Here is a 19,177-nt window from a genome sequence, read left to right on the forward strand (position 1 = left end):
TTATACTAGAAAAACAAGACCAAAAAAGCGTATAATGGAAACATCTGTAGAAATGAATAGAATAGGAGTGTACCTATATGAGTAACGAGAATCATGAAGAACTAAATGACCAACTCATCGTCCGTCGCGAAAAAGTGGACATATTACGCGAAGAAGGCATAGATCCTTTTGGCGAAAAATTCATCCGTTCCATCAGCCCGGAAGAAATTGAAACAAAATTCGCTGATAAATCAAAAGAAGAACTTGAAGAAGATGCTATTGAAGTTTCTGTAGCAGGCCGTATTATGACAAAGCGTGTAAAAGGTAAAGTAGGTTTCACGCATATTCAAGACCGTTTCCATCAATTACAAATCTATATCCGCAAAGATGCGATTGGCGAAGATGCATATGCAGTTTTCAAATTAGCAGATTTAGGCGACATTATTGGTATAAAAGGAACTATTTTCCGTACCAATACAGGTGAGCTTTCTGTTAAAGCAACAGAGTTCACGCTATTATCTAAATCACTGCGTCCGCTTCCTGATAAATACCATGGCTTAAAAGACGTAGAACAACGCTACCGTCAACGCTACTTAGATTTAATCACAAACGAAGAAAGTCAAAACCGCTTCGTAATGCGTAGTAAAATTTTGAAATACACACGTGACTATATGGATAGCCAAGGTTTCTTGGAAGTTGAAACACCAGTACTTCACACGATTGCAGGTGGGGCCGCTGCGAAACCGTTCATTACACACCATAACGCACTTGATATGGAACTTTACTTACGAATTGCATTAGAACTTCATCTGAAACGCCTGATTGTCGGTGGGATGGATAAAGTATATGAAATAGGCCGTGTTTTCCGTAATGAAGGAACATCCACACGACACAACCCAGAATTTACAATGCTAGAATCCTATGCAGCATATGAAGATTACGAAGATGTTATGAACCTAGTAGAAGGTTTAGTATCTACAGTATGTAAACAAGTAAATGGAACAACAGAAATAACATACGGCGAATACAAAGTAGATTTAACTCCGAACTGGCGCCGCATCCACATGGCAGATGCTGTAAAAGAATATGTAGGCGTGGATTTCTGGAACGTAACTTCCGATGAGGAAGCGCGCGAACTTGCTAAAAAACACGATGTACCTGTAACAGAACACATGACATACGGACACATCTTAAATGAGTTTTTTGAAACACACGTAGAAGAAAAACTTATTCAACCAACATTTGTTTACGGACACCCAGTAGAGATTTCTCCATTGGCGAAGAAAAACAAAGAAGATGAACGTTTCACCGACCGCTTTGAGTTATTTATCGTTGGTCGCGAACATGCAAATGCATTTTCAGAATTAAACGATCCTATCGATCAAAGAGAACGTTTTGAAGCACAAATGAAAGAACGTGAACAAGGGAATGATGAAGCGCACGGAATGGATGCTGACTTCCTTGAAGCATTAGAATATGGTTTGCCGCCAACTGGTGGACTTGGAATAGGTGTAGATCGCTTGGTAATGCTATTAACAAATGCTCCATCTATTCGAGATATTCTGCTATTCCCAACTATGAAACACCGCGATTAACCAAAAAACCAGAACCGATTATGTTGGTTCTGGTTTTTGTTATTTTCTCAGAAAAAAACAAATTTGCCAAAGAGAAACTTTTTCTTAAAATATGCTTGCAATACCTATAAAAACATGATATATTTATAAACGTTCCAGTTAAACAAACGCAAAATGTTCTTCAAGAAATTAAATTTTTTTGAAAAAACTTCTTGACTTTGATGGTTGGATAGAGTAAGATATAAGAGTTGCTGCTAAAGGCGACGAAAAAGAAAAAGTGACCTTTGAAAACTGAACAAAGAAGAAGACGAAAAGCAATGAGACGTAAAGTCTCACTGGTAATCGCAGGGCAGAAAACAGAAAGCTGTTTTCAACAAAACAAACTAGTAATTTAATTGCTAGCGAAGTCAATTTGACGCAAGGAATCTTATTCACGGTGTTGAATAAGTATTCAAATTCAATTTATATTTTAAAGAGAGTTTGATCCTGGCTCAGGACGAACGCTGGCGGCGTGCCTAATACATGCAAGTCGAACGAACGGAGGAAGAGCTTGCTCTTCCAATGTTAGTGGCGGACGGGTGAGTAACACGTGGGCAACCTGCCTGTAAGTTGGGGATAACTCCGGGAAACCGGGGCTAATACCGAATGATAAGATGTGGCGCATGCCACGCCTTTGAAAGATGGTTTCGGCTATCGCTTACAGATGGGCCCGCGGTGCATTAGCTAGTTGGTAGGGTAATGGCCTACCAAGGCAACGATGCATAGCCGACCTGAGAGGGTGATCGGCCACACTGGGACTGAGACACGGCCCAGACTCCTACGGGAGGCAGCAGTAGGGAATCTTCCGCAATGGACGAAAGTCTGACGGAGCAACGCCGCGTGTATGAAGAAGGTTTTCGGATCGTAAAGTACTGTTGTTAGAGAAGAACAAGGATAAGAGTAACTGCTTGTCCCTTGACGGTATCTAACCAGAAAGCCACGGCTAACTACGTGCCAGCAGCCGCGGTAATACGTAGGTGGCAAGCGTTGTCCGGATTTATTGGGCGTAAAGCGCGCGCAGGCGGTCTTTTAAGTCTGATGTGAAAGCCCCCGGCTTAACCGGGGAGGGTCATTGGAAACTGGAAGACTGGAGTGCAGAAGAGGAGAGTGGAATTCCACGTGTAGCGGTGAAATGCGTAGATATGTGGAGGAACACCAGTGGCGAAGGCGACTCTCTGGTCTGTAACTGACGCTGAGGCGCGAAAGCGTGGGGAGCAAACAGGATTAGATACCCTGGTAGTCCACGCCGTAAACGATGAGTGCTAAGTGTTAGGGGGTTTCCGCCCCTTAGTGCTGCAGCTAACGCATTAAGCACTCCGCCTGGGGAGTACGACCGCAAGGTTGAAACTCAAAGGAATTGACGGGGGCCCGCACAAGCGGTGGAGCATGTGGTTTAATTCGAAGCAACGCGAAGAACCTTACCAGGTCTTGACATCCTTTGACCACTCTGGAGACAGAGCTTTCCCTTCGGGGACAAAGTGACAGGTGGTGCATGGTTGTCGTCAGCTCGTGTCGTGAGATGTTGGGTTAAGTCCCGCAACGAGCGCAACCCTTGATTTTAGTTGCCAGCATTTAGTTGGGCACTCTAAAGTGACTGCCGGTGCAAGCCGGAGGAAGGTGGGGATGACGTCAAATCATCATGCCCCTTATGACCTGGGCTACACACGTGCTACAATGGATAGTACAAAGGGTCGCGAAGCCGCGAGGTGGAGCTAATCCCATAAAACTATTCTCAGTTCGGATTGTAGGCTGCAACTCGCCTACATGAAGCCGGAATCGCTAGTAATCGTGGATCAGCATGCCACGGTGAATACGTTCCCGGGCCTTGTACACACCGCCCGTCACACCACGAGAGTTTGTAACACCCGAAGTCGGTAGGGTAACCTTTATGGAGCCAGCCGCCGAAGGTGGGACAGATAATTGGGGTGAAGTCGTAACAAGGTAGCCGTATCGGAAGGTGCGGCTGGATCACCTCCTTTCTAAGGAAAAGGAAACCTGTGAGTTTTCGTTCTTCTATATTTGTTCAGTTTTGAGAGGTTAGTACTTCTCAGTATGTTTGTTCTTTGAAAACTAGATAAGAAAGTTAGTAAAGTTAGCATAGATAAGTAATTATCTATGACACAAGTAACCGAGAATCATCTGAAAGTGAATCTTTCATCTGATTGGAAGTATCATCGCTGATACAGAAAATCAGAAAAACAACCTTTACTTCGTAGAAGTAAATTGGTTAAGTTAGAAAGGGCGCACGGTGGATGCCTTGGCACTAGGAGCCGAAGAAGGACGGGACTAACACCGATATGCTTTGGGGAGCTGTACGTAAGCGTTGATCCAGAGATTTCCGAATGGGGGAACCCACTATCTTTAGTCGGATAGTATCCTTACGTGAATACATAGCGTAAGGAAGGCAGACCCAGGGAACTGAAACATCTAAGTACCTGGAGGAAGAGAAAGAAAAATCGATTTCCTGAGTAGCGGCGAGCGAAACGGAAAGAGCCCAAACCAAGAAGCTTGCTTCTTGGGGTTGTAGGACACTCTATACGGAGTTACAAAAGAAAGTTATAAATGAAGCGGTCTGGAAAGGCCCGCCAAAGACGGTAACAGCCCGGTAGTTGAAATGGCTTTCCCTCCAGAGTGGATCCTGAGTACGGCGGAACACGTGAAATTCCGTCGGAATCCGGGAGGACCATCTCCCAAGGCTAAATACTCCCTAGTGACCGATAGTGAACCAGTACCGTGAGGGAAAGGTGAAAAGCACCCCGGAAGGGGAGTGAAACAGTTCCTGAAACCGTGTGCCTACAAGTAGTTAGAGCCCGTTAATGGGTGATAGCGTGCCTTTTGTAGAATGAACCGGCGAGTTACGATTTGTTGCAAGGTTAAGCGGAAAAAGCGGAGCCGTAGCGAAAGCGAGTCTGAATAGGGCGCATAAGTAACAGGTCGTAGACCCGAAACCAGGTGATCTACCCATGTCCAGGATGAAGGTAAGGTAATACTTACTGGAGGTCCGAACCCACGCACGTTGAAAAGTGCGGGGATGAGGTGTGGGTAGCGGAGAAATTCCAATCGAACTTGGAGATAGCTGGTTCTCTCCGAAATAGCTTTAGGGCTAGCCTCGAGGTAAAGAGTCATGGAGGTAGAGCACTGTTTGGACTAGGGGCCCTTCTCGGGTTACCGAATTCAGATAAACTCCGAATGCCATGTACTTATACTCGGGAGTCAGACTGCGAGTGATAAGATCCGTAGTCGAAAGGGAAACAGCCCAGACCACCAGTTAAGGTCCCCAAATATATGTTAAGTGGAAAAGGATGTGGGGTTGCTTAGACAACCAGGATGTTGGCTTAGAAGCAGCCACCATTGAAAGAGTGCGTAATAGCTCACTGGTCGAGTGACCCCGCGCCGAAAATGTACCGGGGCTAAACATATTACCGAAACTGTGGATGAACCTCTTCGGAGGTTCGTGGTAGGAGAGCGTTCTAAGGGCGGTGAAGTCAGACCGGAAGGACTGGTGGAGCGCTTAGAAGTGAGAATGCCGGTATGAGTAGCGAAAGAAGGGTGAGAATCCCTTCCACCGAATATCTAAGGTTTCCTGAGGAAGGCTCGTCCGCTCAGGGTTAGTCGGGACCTAAGCCGAGGCCGATAGGCGTAGGCGATGGACAACAGGTAGAGATTCCTGTACCAGTGCTAATTGTTTAACCGATGGGGTGACACAGAAGGATAGGGAATCGCACGAATGGAAATGTGCGTCCAAGCAGTGAGTGTGAGAAGTAGGCAAATCCGCTTCTCGCGAAGCATGAGCTGTGATGGGGAAGGAAATTAAGTACGGAAGTTCCTGATTTCACGCTGTCAAGAAAAGCCTCTAGGAAGAGTAGTACTGCCCGTACCGCAAACCGACACAGGTAGATGAGGAGAGAATCCTAAGGTGAGCGAGAGAACTCTCGTTAAGGAACTCGGCAAAATGACCCCGTAACTTCGGGAGAAGGGGTGCTCTATTAGGGTGCAAGCCCGAGAGAGCCGCAGTGAATAGGCCCAGGCGACTGTTTAGCAAAAACACAGGTCTCTGCAAAACCGTAAGGTGACGTATAGGGGCTGACGCCTGCCCGGTGCTGGAAGGTTAAGAGGAGTGCTTAGCTTCGGCGAAGGTACGAATTGAAGCCCCAGTAAACGGCGGCCGTAACTATAACGGTCCTAAGGTAGCGAAATTCCTTGTCGGGTAAGTTCCGACCCGCACGAAAGGCGCAACGATCTGGGCACTGTCTCAACGAGAGACTCGGTGAAATTATAGTACCTGTGAAGATGCAGGTTACCCGCGACAGGACGGAAAGACCCCGTGGAGCTTTACTGCAACCTGATATGGAATGTTTGTACCGCTTGTACAGGATAGGTAGGAGCCGAAGAGACGTGTGCGCTAGCATACGAGGAGGCAATGGTGGGATACTACCCTGGCTGTATGACCATTCTAACCCGCCACGCTTAGCGCGTGGGGAGACAGTGTCAGGTGGGCAGTTTGACTGGGGCGGTCGCCTCCTAAAGAGTAACGGAGGCGCCCAAAGGTTCCCTCAGAATGGATGGAAATCATTCGCAGAGTGTAAAGGCACAAGGGAGCTTGACTGCGAGACTGACAAGTCGAGCAGGGACGAAAGTCGGGCTTAGTGATCCGGTGGTTCCGCATGGAAGGGCCATCGCTCAACGGATAAAAGCTACCCCGGGGATAACAGGCTTATCTCCCCCAAGAGTCCACATCGACGGGGAGGTTTGGCACCTCGATGTCGGCTCGTCGCATCCTGGGGCTGTAGTCGGTCCCAAGGGTTGGGCTGTTCGCCCATTAAAGCGGCACGCGAGCTGGGTTCAGAACGTCGTGAGACAGTTCGGTCCCTATCCGTCGCGGGCGCAGGAAATTTGAGAGGAGCTGTCCTTAGTACGAGAGGACCGGGATGGACACACCGCTGGTGTACCAGTTGTTCCGCCAGGAGCATCGCTGGGTAGCTATGTGTGGCAGGGATAAACGCTGAAAGCATCTAAGCGTGAAGCCCCCCTCAAGATGAGATTTCCCATTTCTTCGGAAAGTAAGATCCCTGAAAGATGATCAGGTAGATAGGTTTGGAGTGGAAGTGTAGCGATACATGGAGCGGACAAATACTAATCGATCGAGGACTTAACCAAAAAATGAAACGAAGTTACCTAACTGAAAACTTTCTTCTCTAGTTTTGAGAGAGCAATCTTTCAACAACTCAATATTGTCTGGTAGTTATGGCGAGAAGGTCACACCCGTTCCCATCCCGAACACGGTAGTTAAGCTTCTCTGCGCCAATGGTAGTTGGGGGCTTCCCCCTGCGAGAGTAGGTCGCTGCCGGGCAGTATTTCTGGAGGTTTAGCTCAGCTGGGAGAGCATCTGCCTTACAAGCAGAGGGTCAGCGGTTCGATCCCGTTAACCTCCATTTTTTATGCCGGCTTAGCTCAGTTGGTAGAGCAACTGATTTGTAATCAGTAGGTCGCGAGTTCGACTCTTGCAGCCGGCACCATTAATATTATCTTTATAATAATACATATTATTATAGGGAGCCGTTAGCTCAGTTGGTAGAGCATCTGACTTTTAATCAGAGGGTCGCTGGTTCGAACCCAGCACGGCTCACTTTTTGCGGGTGTGGCGGAATTGGCAGACGCACCAGATTTAGGATCTGGCGCCGCGAGGCGTGGGGGTTCAAGTCCCTTCACCCGCACTTATTATAAAATATGCGGAAGTAGTTCAGTGGTAGAACATCACCTTGCCAAGGTGGGGGTCGCGGGTTCGAACCCCGTCTTCCGCTTGTTTACAAAAGTTCCAATATGCCGGGGTGGCGGAACTGGCAGACGCACAGGACTTAAAATCCTGCGGATAGTGATATCCGTACCGGTTCGATTCCGGTCCTCGGCATTATTTTTATATGCGCCCATAGCTCAACTGGATAGAGTACTTGACTACGAATCAAGCGGTTAGAGGTTCGACTCCTCTTGGGCGCACTTTATTAAACGGGAAGTAGCTCAGCTTGGTAGAGCACTTGGTTTGGGACCAAGGGGTCGCAGGTTCGAATCCTGTCTTCCCGATTTTTTATTTTTTTATTATGGGGCCTTAGCTCAGCTGGGAGAGCGCCTGCTTTGCACGCAGGAGGTCAGCGGTTCGATCCCGCTAGGCTCCACCAATTATTTCTAAAAATGTGTTGACATTGTTTAGGAAATAGAGTAAGATATAAGAGTTGCTGCTAAAGGCGACGAAAAAGAAAAAGTGACCTTTGAAAACTGAACAAAGAAGAAGACGAAAAGCAATGAGGCGTAAAGTCTCACTGGTAATCGCAGGGCAGAAAACAGAAAGCTGTTTTCAACAAAACAAACTAGTAATTTAATTGCTAGCGAAGTCAATTTGACGCAAGGAATCTTATTCACGGTGTTGAATAAGTATTCAAATTCAATTTATATTTTAAAGAGAGTTTGATCCTGGCTCAGGACGAACGCTGGCGGCGTGCCTAATACATGCAAGTCGAACGAACGGAGGAAGAGCTTGCTCTTCCAATGTTAGTGGCGGACGGGTGAGTAACACGTGGGCAACCTGCCTGTAAGTTGGGGATAACTCCGGGAAACCGGGGCTAATACCGAATGATAAGATGTGGCGCATGCCACGCCTTTGAAAGATGGTTTCGGCTATCGCTTACAGATGGGCCCGCGGTGCATTAGCTAGTTGGTAGGGTAATGGCCTACCAAGGCAACGATGCATAGCCGACCTGAGAGGGTGATCGGCCACACTGGGACTGAGACACGGCCCAGACTCCTACGGGAGGCAGCAGTAGGGAATCTTCCGCAATGGACGAAAGTCTGACGGAGCAACGCCGCGTGTATGAAGAAGGTTTTCGGATCGTAAAGTACTGTTGTTAGAGAAGAACAAGGATAAGAGTAACTGCTTGTCCCTTGACGGTATCTAACCAGAAAGCCACGGCTAACTACGTGCCAGCAGCCGCGGTAATACGTAGGTGGCAAGCGTTGTCCGGATTTATTGGGCGTAAAGCGCGCGCAGGCGGTCTTTTAAGTCTGATGTGAAAGCCCCCGGCTTAACCGGGGAGGGTCATTGGAAACTGGAAGACTGGAGTGCAGAAGAGGAGAGTGGAATTCCACGTGTAGCGGTGAAATGCGTAGATATGTGGAGGAACACCAGTGGCGAAGGCGACTCTCTGGTCTGTAACTGACGCTGAGGCGCGAAAGCGTGGGGAGCAAACAGGATTAGATACCCTGGTAGTCCACGCCGTAAACGATGAGTGCTAAGTGTTAGGGGGTTTCCGCCCCTTAGTGCTGCAGCTAACGCATTAAGCACTCCGCCTGGGGAGTACGACCGCAAGGTTGAAACTCAAAGGAATTGACGGGGGCCCGCACAAGCGGTGGAGCATGTGGTTTAATTCGAAGCAACGCGAAGAACCTTACCAGGTCTTGACATCCTTTGACCACTCTGGAGACAGAGCTTTCCCTTCGGGGACAAAGTGACAGGTGGTGCATGGTTGTCGTCAGCTCGTGTCGTGAGATGTTGGGTTAAGTCCCGCAACGAGCGCAACCCTTGATTTTAGTTGCCAGCATTTAGTTGGGCACTCTAAAGTGACTGCCGGTGCAAGCCGGAGGAAGGTGGGGATGACGTCAAATCATCATGCCCCTTATGACCTGGGCTACACACGTGCTACAATGGATAGTACAAAGGGTCGCGAAGCCGCGAGGTGGAGCTAATCCCATAAAACTATTCTCAGTTCGGATTGTAGGCTGCAACTCGCCTACATGAAGCCGGAATCGCTAGTAATCGTGGATCAGCATGCCACGGTGAATACGTTCCCGGGCCTTGTACACACCGCCCGTCACACCACGAGAGTTTGTAACACCCGAAGTCGGTAGGGTAACCTTTATGGAGCCAGCCGCCGAAGGTGGGACAGATAATTGGGGTGAAGTCGTAACAAGGTAGCCGTATCGGAAGGTGCGGCTGGATCACCTCCTTTCTAAGGAAAAGGAAACCTGTGAGTTTTCGTTCTTCTATATTTGTTCAGTTTTGAGAGGTTAGTACTTCTCAGTATGTTTGTTCTTTGAAAACTAGATAAGAAAGTTAGTAAAGTTAGCATAGATAAGTAATTATCTATGACACAAGTAACCGAGAATCATCTGAAAGTGAATCTTTCATCTGATTGGAAGTATCATCGCTGATACAGAAAATCAGAAAAACAACCTTTACTTCGTAGAAGTAAATTGGTTAAGTTAGAAAGGGCGCACGGTGGATGCCTTGGCACTAGGAGCCGAAGAAGGACGGGACTAACACCGATATGCTTTGGGGAGCTGTACGTAAGCGTTGATCCAGAGATTTCCGAATGGGGGAACCCACTATCTTTAGTCGGATAGTATCCTTACGTGAATACATAGCGTAAGGAAGGCAGACCCAGGGAACTGAAACATCTAAGTACCTGGAGGAAGAGAAAGAAAAATCGATTTCCTGAGTAGCGGCGAGCGAAACGGAAAGAGCCCAAACCAAGAAGCTTGCTTCTTGGGGTTGTAGGACACTCTATACGGAGTTACAAAAGAAAGTTATAAATGAAGCGGTCTGGAAAGGCCCGCCAAAGACGGTAACAGCCCGGTAGTTGAAATGGCTTTCCCTCCAGAGTGGATCCTGAGTACGGCGGAACACGTGAAATTCCGTCGGAATCCGGGAGGACCATCTCCCAAGGCTAAATACTCCCTAGTGACCGATAGTGAACCAGTACCGTGAGGGAAAGGTGAAAAGCACCCCGGAAGGGGAGTGAAACAGTTCCTGAAACCGTGTGCCTACAAGTAGTTAGAGCCCGTTAATGGGTGATAGCGTGCCTTTTGTAGAATGAACCGGCGAGTTACGATTTGTTGCAAGGTTAAGCGGAAAAAGCGGAGCCGTAGCGAAAGCGAGTCTGAATAGGGCGCATAAGTAACAGGTCGTAGACCCGAAACCAGGTGATCTACCCATGTCCAGGATGAAGGTAAGGTAATACTTACTGGAGGTCCGAACCCACGCACGTTGAAAAGTGCGGGGATGAGGTGTGGGTAGCGGAGAAATTCCAATCGAACTTGGAGATAGCTGGTTCTCTCCGAAATAGCTTTAGGGCTAGCCTCGAGGTAAAGAGTCATGGAGGTAGAGCACTGTTTGGACTAGGGGCCCTTCTCGGGTTACCGAATTCAGATAAACTCCGAATGCCATGTACTTATACTCGGGAGTCAGACTGCGAGTGATAAGATCCGTAGTCGAAAGGGAAACAGCCCAGACCACCAGTTAAGGTCCCCAAATATATGTTAAGTGGAAAAGGATGTGGGGTTGCTTAGACAACCAGGATGTTGGCTTAGAAGCAGCCACCATTGAAAGAGTGCGTAATAGCTCACTGGTCGAGTGACCCCGCGCCGAAAATGTACCGGGGCTAAACATATTACCGAAACTGTGGATGAACCTCTTCGGAGGTTCGTGGTAGGAGAGCGTTCTAAGGGCGGTGAAGTCAGACCGGAAGGACTGGTGGAGCGCTTAGAAGTGAGAATGCCGGTATGAGTAGCGAAAGAAGGGTGAGAATCCCTTCCACCGAATATCTAAGGTTTCCTGAGGAAGGCTCGTCCGCTCAGGGTTAGTCGGGACCTAAGCCGAGGCCGATAGGCGTAGGCGATGGACAACAGGTAGAGATTCCTGTACCAGTGCTAATTGTTTAACCGATGGGGTGACACAGAAGGATAGGGAATCGCACGAATGGAAATGTGCGTCCAAGCAGTGAGTGTGAGAAGTAGGCAAATCCGCTTCTCGCGAAGCATGAGCTGTGATGGGGAAGGAAATTAAGTACGGAAGTTCCTGATTTCACGCTGTCAAGAAAAGCCTCTAGGAAGAGTAGTACTGCCCGTACCGCAAACCGACACAGGTAGATGAGGAGAGAATCCTAAGGTGAGCGAGAGAACTCTCGTTAAGGAACTCGGCAAAATGACCCCGTAACTTCGGGAGAAGGGGTGCTCTATTAGGGTGCAAGCCCGAGAGAGCCGCAGTGAATAGGCCCAGGCGACTGTTTAGCAAAAACACAGGTCTCTGCAAAACCGTAAGGTGACGTATAGGGGCTGACGCCTGCCCGGTGCTGGAAGGTTAAGAGGAGTGCTTAGCTTCGGCGAAGGTACGAATTGAAGCCCCAGTAAACGGCGGCCGTAACTATAACGGTCCTAAGGTAGCGAAATTCCTTGTCGGGTAAGTTCCGACCCGCACGAAAGGCGCAACGATCTGGGCACTGTCTCAACGAGAGACTCGGTGAAATTATAGTACCTGTGAAGATGCAGGTTACCCGCGACAGGACGGAAAGACCCCGTGGAGCTTTACTGCAACCTGATATGGAATGTTTGTACCGCTTGTACAGGATAGGTAGGAGCCGAAGAGACGTGTGCGCTAGCATACGAGGAGGCAATGGTGGGATACTACCCTGGCTGTATGACCATTCTAACCCGCCACGCTTAGCGCGTGGGGAGACAGTGTCAGGTGGGCAGTTTGACTGGGGCGGTCGCCTCCTAAAGAGTAACGGAGGCGCCCAAAGGTTCCCTCAGAATGGATGGAAATCATTCGCAGAGTGTAAAGGCACAAGGGAGCTTGACTGCGAGACTGACAAGTCGAGCAGGGACGAAAGTCGGGCTTAGTGATCCGGTGGTTCCGCATGGAAGGGCCATCGCTCAACGGATAAAAGCTACCCCGGGGATAACAGGCTTATCTCCCCCAAGAGTCCACATCGACGGGGAGGTTTGGCACCTCGATGTCGGCTCGTCGCATCCTGGGGCTGTAGTCGGTCCCAAGGGTTGGGCTGTTCGCCCATTAAAGCGGCACGCGAGCTGGGTTCAGAACGTCGTGAGACAGTTCGGTCCCTATCCGTCGCGGGCGCAGGAAATTTGAGAGGAGCTGTCCTTAGTACGAGAGGACCGGGATGGACACACCGCTGGTGTACCAGTTGTTCCGCCAGGAGCATCGCTGGGTAGCTATGTGTGGCAGGGATAAACGCTGAAAGCATCTAAGCGTGAAGCCCCCCTCAAGATGAGATTTCCCATTTCTTCGGAAAGTAAGATCCCTGAAAGATGATCAGGTAGATAGGTTTGGAGTGGAAGTGTAGCGATACATGGAGCGGACAAATACTAATCGATCGAGGACTTAACCAAAAAATGAAACGAAGTTACCTAACTGAAAACTTTCTTCTCTAGTTTTGAGAGAGCAATCTTTCAACAACTCAATATTGTCTGGTAGTTATGGCGAGAAGGTCACACCCGTTCCCATCCCGAACACGGTAGTTAAGCTTCTCTGCGCCAATGGTAGTTGGGGGCTTCCCCCTGCGAGAGTAGGTCGCTGCCGGGCAATTTGAAAAAAGTCCTAATTATTTAGGGCTTTTTTTGTTTGTATAGGATAAATAAATTGCTAATAGGTAGGGATATCTAGTATAATTAAAGTCAAAAATAGTCAAAGTCAGTGATTTGTAAAAACTAGAAAGGAGATTCCTTATAATGAAAAATATTTCTGATATTATAGAAGCTTATTTGAAACAAGTTTTGGAGTCTAGTGAAGCAGTTGAAATTAAAAGAAGTGAAATTGCAGATAAATTTGAATGTGTACCTTCACAAATAAACTATGTAATAAACACTAGGTTTACAATGGAACGAGGATATATTGTTGAAAGTAAACGCGGTGGCGGTGGATATATTCGAATTATTAAAGTGAAAATGAATGATAAACTTCAATTGTTAGAAGCTATTATTTCAATGGTTCATGATAAAAAGGTCTCTCAATCGTTTTCTGAAGATGTTATTTTGAGGTTGCTTGAAGAAGAAGTAATAACGAAGAAAGAAGCGAGATTGATGGTTGCGGCATTAGATCGTGAAGTTTTAATTTTACCTTTACCGGATAGAGATATTTTGAGAAGTAGGATTTTAGAGGCGATGTTAGTTGCTTTGAAATATGATTAAGGTGTGATGACGATGATTTGTCAAAGATGTGGAGAAAATAAAGCTGTTATTGCTTTGCAACAATTAAATGAGGCTGGGAAAGTGGAATCATTGTATCTATGTGAGGATTGCGCAACTGAGAAAGCTCTCTCTTCGGAAAAAGATTTGGTTAAAGCGATGGATACTTTTAGTGAGGTAGCTCTTGATTTCTTGACGCTCTTGCAAAAAGAAGAAAATGCGCAGAAAGAGGTCGTTTGTGGGAATTGTCAACTTAGTTTTGAGGAATTTCTACAAACTAATCGAGTAGGATGTTCGGAGTGTTATGAGGCTTTTGAAGAGCAATTGGTGCCGATTATTGGTCGTGTTCAGAATGGTTATAAAAATCATGTTGGTAAGGTTCCTGCGGAGGTTGAACGGGCAGAAGGTGTCCAAAATGAAATTAGTCGCTTACAAGAAAAGTTAGCGCAACTAGTTAAAAATGAAGAATTTGAGGAAGCTGCGGTTGTTCGAGATGAAATCAAAGCTTTGAGGGCTGGGGGTGAGGTTAAATGAATGTATTTGAGCCTCGGCTTAGTTCTTGGTTAGAAAATGCTGGTGATGACGATGATGTTGTGCTGAGTTCACGCATTAGGCTTGCTAGAAATTTGAAGGATGAACAGTTTCCAATTTATGAGCAAAAGGAAGAAATTGTTGACAAAATTGCTGGTGCTTTTGATGATAATTTTACTTTAATTAAAATGAATCAGATTTCTCATTTGGAAAAGGCTCTTTTGGTGGAGAAACATTTGATTAGTCCTTATATGATGAATAAGAGTGAGTATGGGGCTGTTCTTTTAAATGAAGAAGAAAATGTGAGTATTATGTTAAATGAGGAAGATCATTTGCGGATACAGTGTATGACGCCAGGATTGAGGTTGTTTGATGCTTTAGAGGCGGCGCTGCAAATTGATGGTTATGTGGAAGAGAAGTTGAGCTATGCTTTTGATAAACAGTTTGGGTATTTGACGAGTTGTGTGACGAATATTGGGACGGGGATGCGTGCTTCTGTAATGGTGCATTTGCCAGGACTTGTTACTACGAAAAGAATTAAAAGTGTCATTGAAGCGATTAGGAGTCTCGGTTTTGTGGTAAGAGGTATATATGGGGAAGGTAGCCTGCCTGCAAGTAGTATTTTTCAGGTCTCCAATCAAGTGACTTTGGGTAAAACGGAAACAGAAATTGTGGAAGATTTAACGCAAGTCATGGAACAAATTATTATGCAGGAACGTATAGCAAGAACTACTTTGAAGCAAAAATTTCATATTGCGCTGGAAGATAGAGTTTTTAGGTCATATGGTTTACTGACGAATTGTCGAATTATTTCCATGCGAGAAGCTTCAGATGCTATATCCGATGTCAGGCTTGGAGTCGAATTAGGATTTTTCGAGCATATTTCTCGCCAAAAAATGAATGAATTGGTACTATTCTCGCAACCAGCTTTTTTGAGAAGAGAAGCAGGACGAGATATGGATGAATTAGAAGAGAAAGTAATACGGGCCAAAGTGATTCGCGAGATTTTGGGCGATAAATGATGAGGCTTACGATAAGGAGGAAACAACAATGATGTTTGGACGATTTACGCAAAGAGCTCAGAAAGTACTCGCGTTGTCACAAGAAGAGGCGATGCGTTTGAATCATAGTAATTTAGGAACAGAACATATTTTATTAGGGCTTGTAAGAGAAGGCGAAGGAATTGCGGCGAAAGCTCTCTATGAACTGGGAATTAGTTCTGAAAAAGTGCAGCAAGAGGTAGAAGGATTAATTGGTCATGGGGAAAAAGCTGTGACGACGATCCAATATACACCTCGTGCGAAAAAAGTAATTGAACTTTCCATGGATGAGGCTCGTAAATTAGGGCATACTTACGTTGGGACAGAACATATCTTACTTGGGCTTATTCGTGAAGGCGAAGGAGTTGCGGCGCGTGTTTTAAGTAATCTTGGTATTAGTTTGAATAAAGCTCGTCAGCAAGTTTTACAGCTCTTAGGCGGCGGTGATGCTACTGGGGCAGGGAGACAAACAAATACGCAAGCTACACCGACTTTAGATAGTTTGGCACGTGATTTAACAGTTATTGCTCGGGAAGATAATTTGGATCCGGTTATTGGCCGTTCTAAAGAAATCCAACGTGTGATTGAAGTACTTAGTCGCCGGACGAAAAATAACCCGGTACTCATCGGGGAACCGGGTGTTGGTAAAACAGCGATTGCAGAAGGCTTAGCGCAACAAATTGTTCGTAATGAAGTGCCTGAGACCTTACGTGGAAAACGTGTAATGACACTGGATATGGGGACTGTTGTAGCAGGTACAAAATATCGTGGGGAATTCGAAGACCGTTTGAAGAAAGTAATGGATGAAATTCGTCAAGCTGGTAATGTTATTCTATTTATTGATGAATTGCATACGTTAATCGGTGCTGGTGGGGCAGAAGGTGCGATTGATGCTTCGAATATCTTGAAGCCACCTCTAGCTCGTGGAGAATTGCAATGTATTGGGGCAACAACGCTGGATGAGTACCGTAAATACATCGAAAAAGATGCGGCGCTTGAGAGACGTTTCCAACCAATCAAAGTAGATGAACCAACTGTAGAAGAATCTATTCAAATTTTACATGGATTGCGTGATCGTTATGAAGCGCATCACCGTGTTGCAATTACGGATGAAGCTCTTGAGGCTGCTGTTCGTCTATCTGATCGTTACATTTCTGACCGTTTCTTACCCGATAAAGCGATTGATGTAATTGATGAATCTGGGTCTAAAGTACGTTTAAAATCTTTTACAACGCCAAAAAATGTAAAAGAAATGGAAAACAATTTATCTGAATTGAAAAAAGAAAAAGATGCGGCTGTTCAAGGACAAGAATTTGAAAAAGCAGCGTCATTACGCGATAAAGAACAAAAACTTAAAAAATCATTAGAAGAAACAAAAGCGAATTGGCAAGAAAAGCAAGGGCTTGACCATAGTGAAGTAACAGAAGATATTGTTGCTGAAGTTGTTGCTAGTTGGACTGGGATTCCAGTTGCAAAACTTGCGGAGACAGAGACAAATAAACTTTTAAATATGGAGAAACTTTTACATGAACGTGTGATTGGGCAAGATGCTGCGGTGAAAGCTGTTTCGCTAGCTGTACGTCGAGCTCGTGCGGGGCTTAAAGATCCTAAGCGTCCAATTGGTTCCTTTATTTTCCTTGGACCTACTGGTGTTGGGAAAACAGAACTTGCTCGCGCGCTTGCTGAGTCTATGTTTGGCGATGAGGATTCGATGATTCGAATTGACATGTCTGAGTACATGGAGAAATTCTCCACAGCTCGTTTAGTTGGGGCTCCTCCAGGTTATGTAGGCTATGAAGAAGGTGGGCAACTGACAGAAAAAGTTCGTCAAAAACCTTATTCAGTAGTCCTTTTAGATGAAATTGAAAAAGCACATCCGGATGTATTTAATATGTTGCTACAAGTGCTTGACGATGGTCGTTTGACTGATTCTAAAGGACGAGTGGTTGATTTTAGAAATACGGTTATCATTATGACTTCCAATATTGGGGCTCAAGAAATGAAACAAGATAAATCAATGGGCTTTAATGTTATTGATCCGCTTAAAGACCATAAGGCTATGGAGCATCGTGTTTTACAAGATTTAAAACAGGCGTTCCGACCAGAGTTTATCAACCGAATTGATGAAACAATTGTATTCCATTCGCTACAAGAAAAAGAATTGAAACAAATTGTTACACTGCTCACTGCCCAATTAACGAAACGTCTAGCTGAACGCGATATTCATGTGAAATTGACTGAAGGCGCGAAAGCTAAAATTGCCAAAGACGGTTATGATCCAGAATACGGAGCCCGTCCTTTGAAACGAGCTATTCAAAAAGAAGTAGAAGATATGCTTTCTGAAGAATTGCTTCGTGGCAACATTAAAGTAGGCGATTACGTAGAAATTGGTGTGAAAGATGGCAAGTTGGAAGTTAGAAAAAAAGATGCACCAAAAAAGAAAACAACCGCCAAAAAGGTAAAAGCTAAATAACTAACACGCCTCCCTTAATTCATTTTTAAGGGAGGCTTTTTATGGAAAAATTAGGATTCGCCTCGAAAAAACGAATTTGATGAAAAGGGTTAACGCGAACAGATGATCTATGGTAAAATGGAGCATATGTATGGAGGGATGTAGAAATGGCTAAAGCAAAAAGGACAACCAAATTTGTGTGTCAGGCATGTGGATATGAATCGGCTAAATGGATGGGAAAATGTCCGAATTGCAATGAGTGGAATCAGATGGTAGAAGCTTTGGAGCCATCAAAAAAATCGCGCTCAGCTTTTAATCATACGGGAGAGCCTTCGAAAGCGACTCCGATTACCCAAATAGAAAGTGAAACAGAAAAACGTGTCGAAACCAATATGCCGGAGTTAAATAGAGTTCTTGGTGGAGGTGTGGTTCCAGGGTCTATGGTACTTGTCGGCGGGGACCCTGGTATCGGGAAGTCGACTTTATTACTGCAAGTTTCAGCTCAACTGACGCTCACAAATAAAAAAGTATTGTATATCTCAGGAGAAGAATCTATCAAACAAACGAAGCTGCGGGCGGAACGCTTGCAAGTTTCGGGAGATAATTTATATGTGTATGCAGAAACAAATTTAGAAGCAGTTCAAGAAACGATTGATTTTGTGAAGCCTGATTTTGTAGTCATTGACTCTATTCAGACGGTTTATCATCCGGATGTTACGAGTGCAGCAGGTAGTGTTTCGCAAGTGAGGGAATGTACAGCGGCATTGATGCGAATTGCTAAAATGCAAAACATTGCAATCTTTATTGTTGGGCATGTAACGAAGGAAGGTGCTATTGCGGGACCGCGCCTGCTTGAACATATGGTTGATACTGTGCTTTATTTTGAAGGGGAGCGTCATCATGCTTACCGGATTTTGCGTGCAGTGAAAAACCGTTTTGGTTCCACTAACGAAATGGGTATTTTTGAAATGCGAGATGTTGGACTAGTTGAAGTTGCTAATCCTTCCGAAGTGTTCTTGGAAGAACGTCTTGAAGGCGCTTCAGGCTCAACGGTTGTAGCTTCTATGGAAGGAACTCGTCCAGTTCTTGTGGAAATTCAAGCGCTTGTTTCACCTACGATGTTTGGTAATGCTAAGCGAATGGCGACAGGAATAGACTATAATAAAGTTTCGCTAATTATGGCCGTTTTAGAAAAAAGAGTAGGTTTGATGCTACAAAACCAAGACGCTTACTTGAAAGCAGCGGGCGGGGTTAAGCTAGATGAACCTGCAGTAGATTTGGCGGTTGCAGTGAGTGTGGCGTCTAGTTATCGTGATAAACCAACGAGAAGTACAGATTGTTTTATCGGAGAACTTGGACTTACGGGTGAAATTCGTCGTGTAGCAAGAATTGAACAACGCGTGCAAGAAGCAGCAAAACTTGGCTTTAAGCGAATTTTTATTCCGAAAAACAATGAAGGTACTTGGAAAATACCAAAAGACGTGCAAGTGGTTGGCGTGGAAACGATTGGAGAAGCTTTGAAGAAGGCTTTACCAGATTGAAAATAAATACTTTATTGATTCCGTGAGTACTATTTGCGGTATAGTCTTTTA

At 45.8% G+C, this 19,177-nt stretch carries 6 protein-coding genes, 9 tRNA genes and 6 rRNA genes; all 21 read left to right on the top strand.

Translation table 11 applies throughout. The annotated features are described in order from the left end of the window. Positions 1–77: 77 nt before the first annotated feature. The 21 genes from lysS to radA all read left to right on the top strand — a co-directional run bounded on the left by lysS (position 78) and on the right by radA (position 19,126). Positions 78–1,574, top strand: coding sequence for a lysine--tRNA ligase (gene lysS, locus AB2Q86_RS01250; protein WP_012582078.1), 1,497 nt, complete (start codon positions 78–80; stop codon positions 1,572–1,574). A gap of 447 nt (positions 1,575–2,021) precedes the next feature. Then, positions 2,022–3,571, top strand: a 16S ribosomal RNA gene (locus AB2Q86_RS01255). 246 nt (positions 3,572–3,817) lie between these two features. Next, positions 3,818–6,749: ribosomal RNA gene (locus tag AB2Q86_RS01260) — 23S ribosomal RNA — on the top strand. Between the two features lie 77 nt (positions 6,750–6,826). Beyond that, a 5S ribosomal RNA gene (gene rrf, locus AB2Q86_RS01265) occupies positions 6,827–6,942 on the top strand. 9 nt (positions 6,943–6,951) lie between these two features. Then, positions 6,952–7,024: transfer RNA gene (locus AB2Q86_RS01270), tRNA-Val, on the top strand. Between the two features lie 8 nt (positions 7,025–7,032). Continuing rightward, positions 7,033–7,108: transfer RNA gene (locus tag AB2Q86_RS01275), tRNA-Thr, on the top strand. Between the two features lie 37 nt (positions 7,109–7,145). After that, positions 7,146–7,218, top strand: a tRNA-Lys gene (locus AB2Q86_RS01280). 6 nt (positions 7,219–7,224) lie between these two features. Further along, positions 7,225–7,306: transfer RNA gene (locus AB2Q86_RS01285), tRNA-Leu, on the top strand. Between the two features lie 15 nt (positions 7,307–7,321). Next, positions 7,322–7,393, top strand: a tRNA-Gly gene (locus AB2Q86_RS01290). A gap of 21 nt (positions 7,394–7,414) precedes the next feature. Next, positions 7,415–7,500, top strand: a tRNA-Leu gene (locus AB2Q86_RS01295). Positions 7,501–7,512: 12 nt separating this feature from the next. Beyond that, positions 7,513–7,586, top strand: a tRNA-Arg gene (locus tag AB2Q86_RS01300). Between the two features lie 10 nt (positions 7,587–7,596). Then, positions 7,597–7,670, top strand: a tRNA-Pro gene (locus AB2Q86_RS01305). Positions 7,671–7,689: 19 nt separating this feature from the next. After that, a tRNA-Ala gene (locus AB2Q86_RS01310) sits at positions 7,690–7,765 on the top strand. A gap of 274 nt (positions 7,766–8,039) precedes the next feature. Next, positions 8,040–9,589, top strand: a 16S ribosomal RNA gene (locus AB2Q86_RS01315). Positions 9,590–9,835: 246 nt separating this feature from the next. Then, positions 9,836–12,767 (top strand): 23S ribosomal RNA (locus AB2Q86_RS01320). Between the two features lie 77 nt (positions 12,768–12,844). Continuing rightward, positions 12,845–12,960, top strand: a 5S ribosomal RNA gene (gene rrf, locus AB2Q86_RS01325). The 16S, 23S and 5S rRNA genes sit together here with 9 tRNA genes alongside, the layout of an rRNA operon. A gap of 146 nt (positions 12,961–13,106) precedes the next feature. Then, the gene (locus AB2Q86_RS01330) at positions 13,107–13,565 is read left to right on the top strand and encodes a CtsR family transcriptional regulator (protein WP_003723894.1); all 459 of its coding nucleotides are present in this window, start codon (positions 13,107–13,109) and stop codon (positions 13,563–13,565) included. A gap of 12 nt (positions 13,566–13,577) precedes the next feature. Further along, the gene (locus tag AB2Q86_RS01335) at positions 13,578–14,096 is read left to right on the top strand and encodes a UvrB/UvrC motif-containing protein (protein ID WP_012582077.1); all 519 of its coding nucleotides are present in this window, start codon (positions 13,578–13,580) and stop codon (positions 14,094–14,096) included. After that, a complete protein-coding gene (locus AB2Q86_RS01340; protein WP_012582076.1) occupies positions 14,093–15,115 on the top strand; it encodes a protein arginine kinase in 1,023 nt (340 codons plus the stop codon). The genes AB2Q86_RS01335 and AB2Q86_RS01340 overlap by 4 nt, the downstream gene beginning before the upstream one ends. A gap of 28 nt (positions 15,116–15,143) precedes the next feature. Next, on the top strand, positions 15,144–17,606 hold the full coding sequence (locus AB2Q86_RS01345) for an ATP-dependent Clp protease ATP-binding subunit (RefSeq protein WP_003729198.1): 2,463 nt from the start codon (positions 15,144–15,146) through the stop codon (positions 17,604–17,606). Between the two features lie 146 nt (positions 17,607–17,752). Then, positions 17,753–19,126, top strand: coding sequence for a DNA repair protein RadA (gene radA, locus AB2Q86_RS01350; protein WP_003729197.1), 1,374 nt, complete (start codon positions 17,753–17,755; stop codon positions 19,124–19,126). Positions 19,127–19,177 lie beyond the last annotated feature (51 nt).

The organism is Listeria monocytogenes (assembly GCF_041765605.1).
GTDB classification, from domain to species: Bacteria; Bacillota; Bacilli; order Lactobacillales; family Listeriaceae; genus Listeria; species Listeria monocytogenes_D.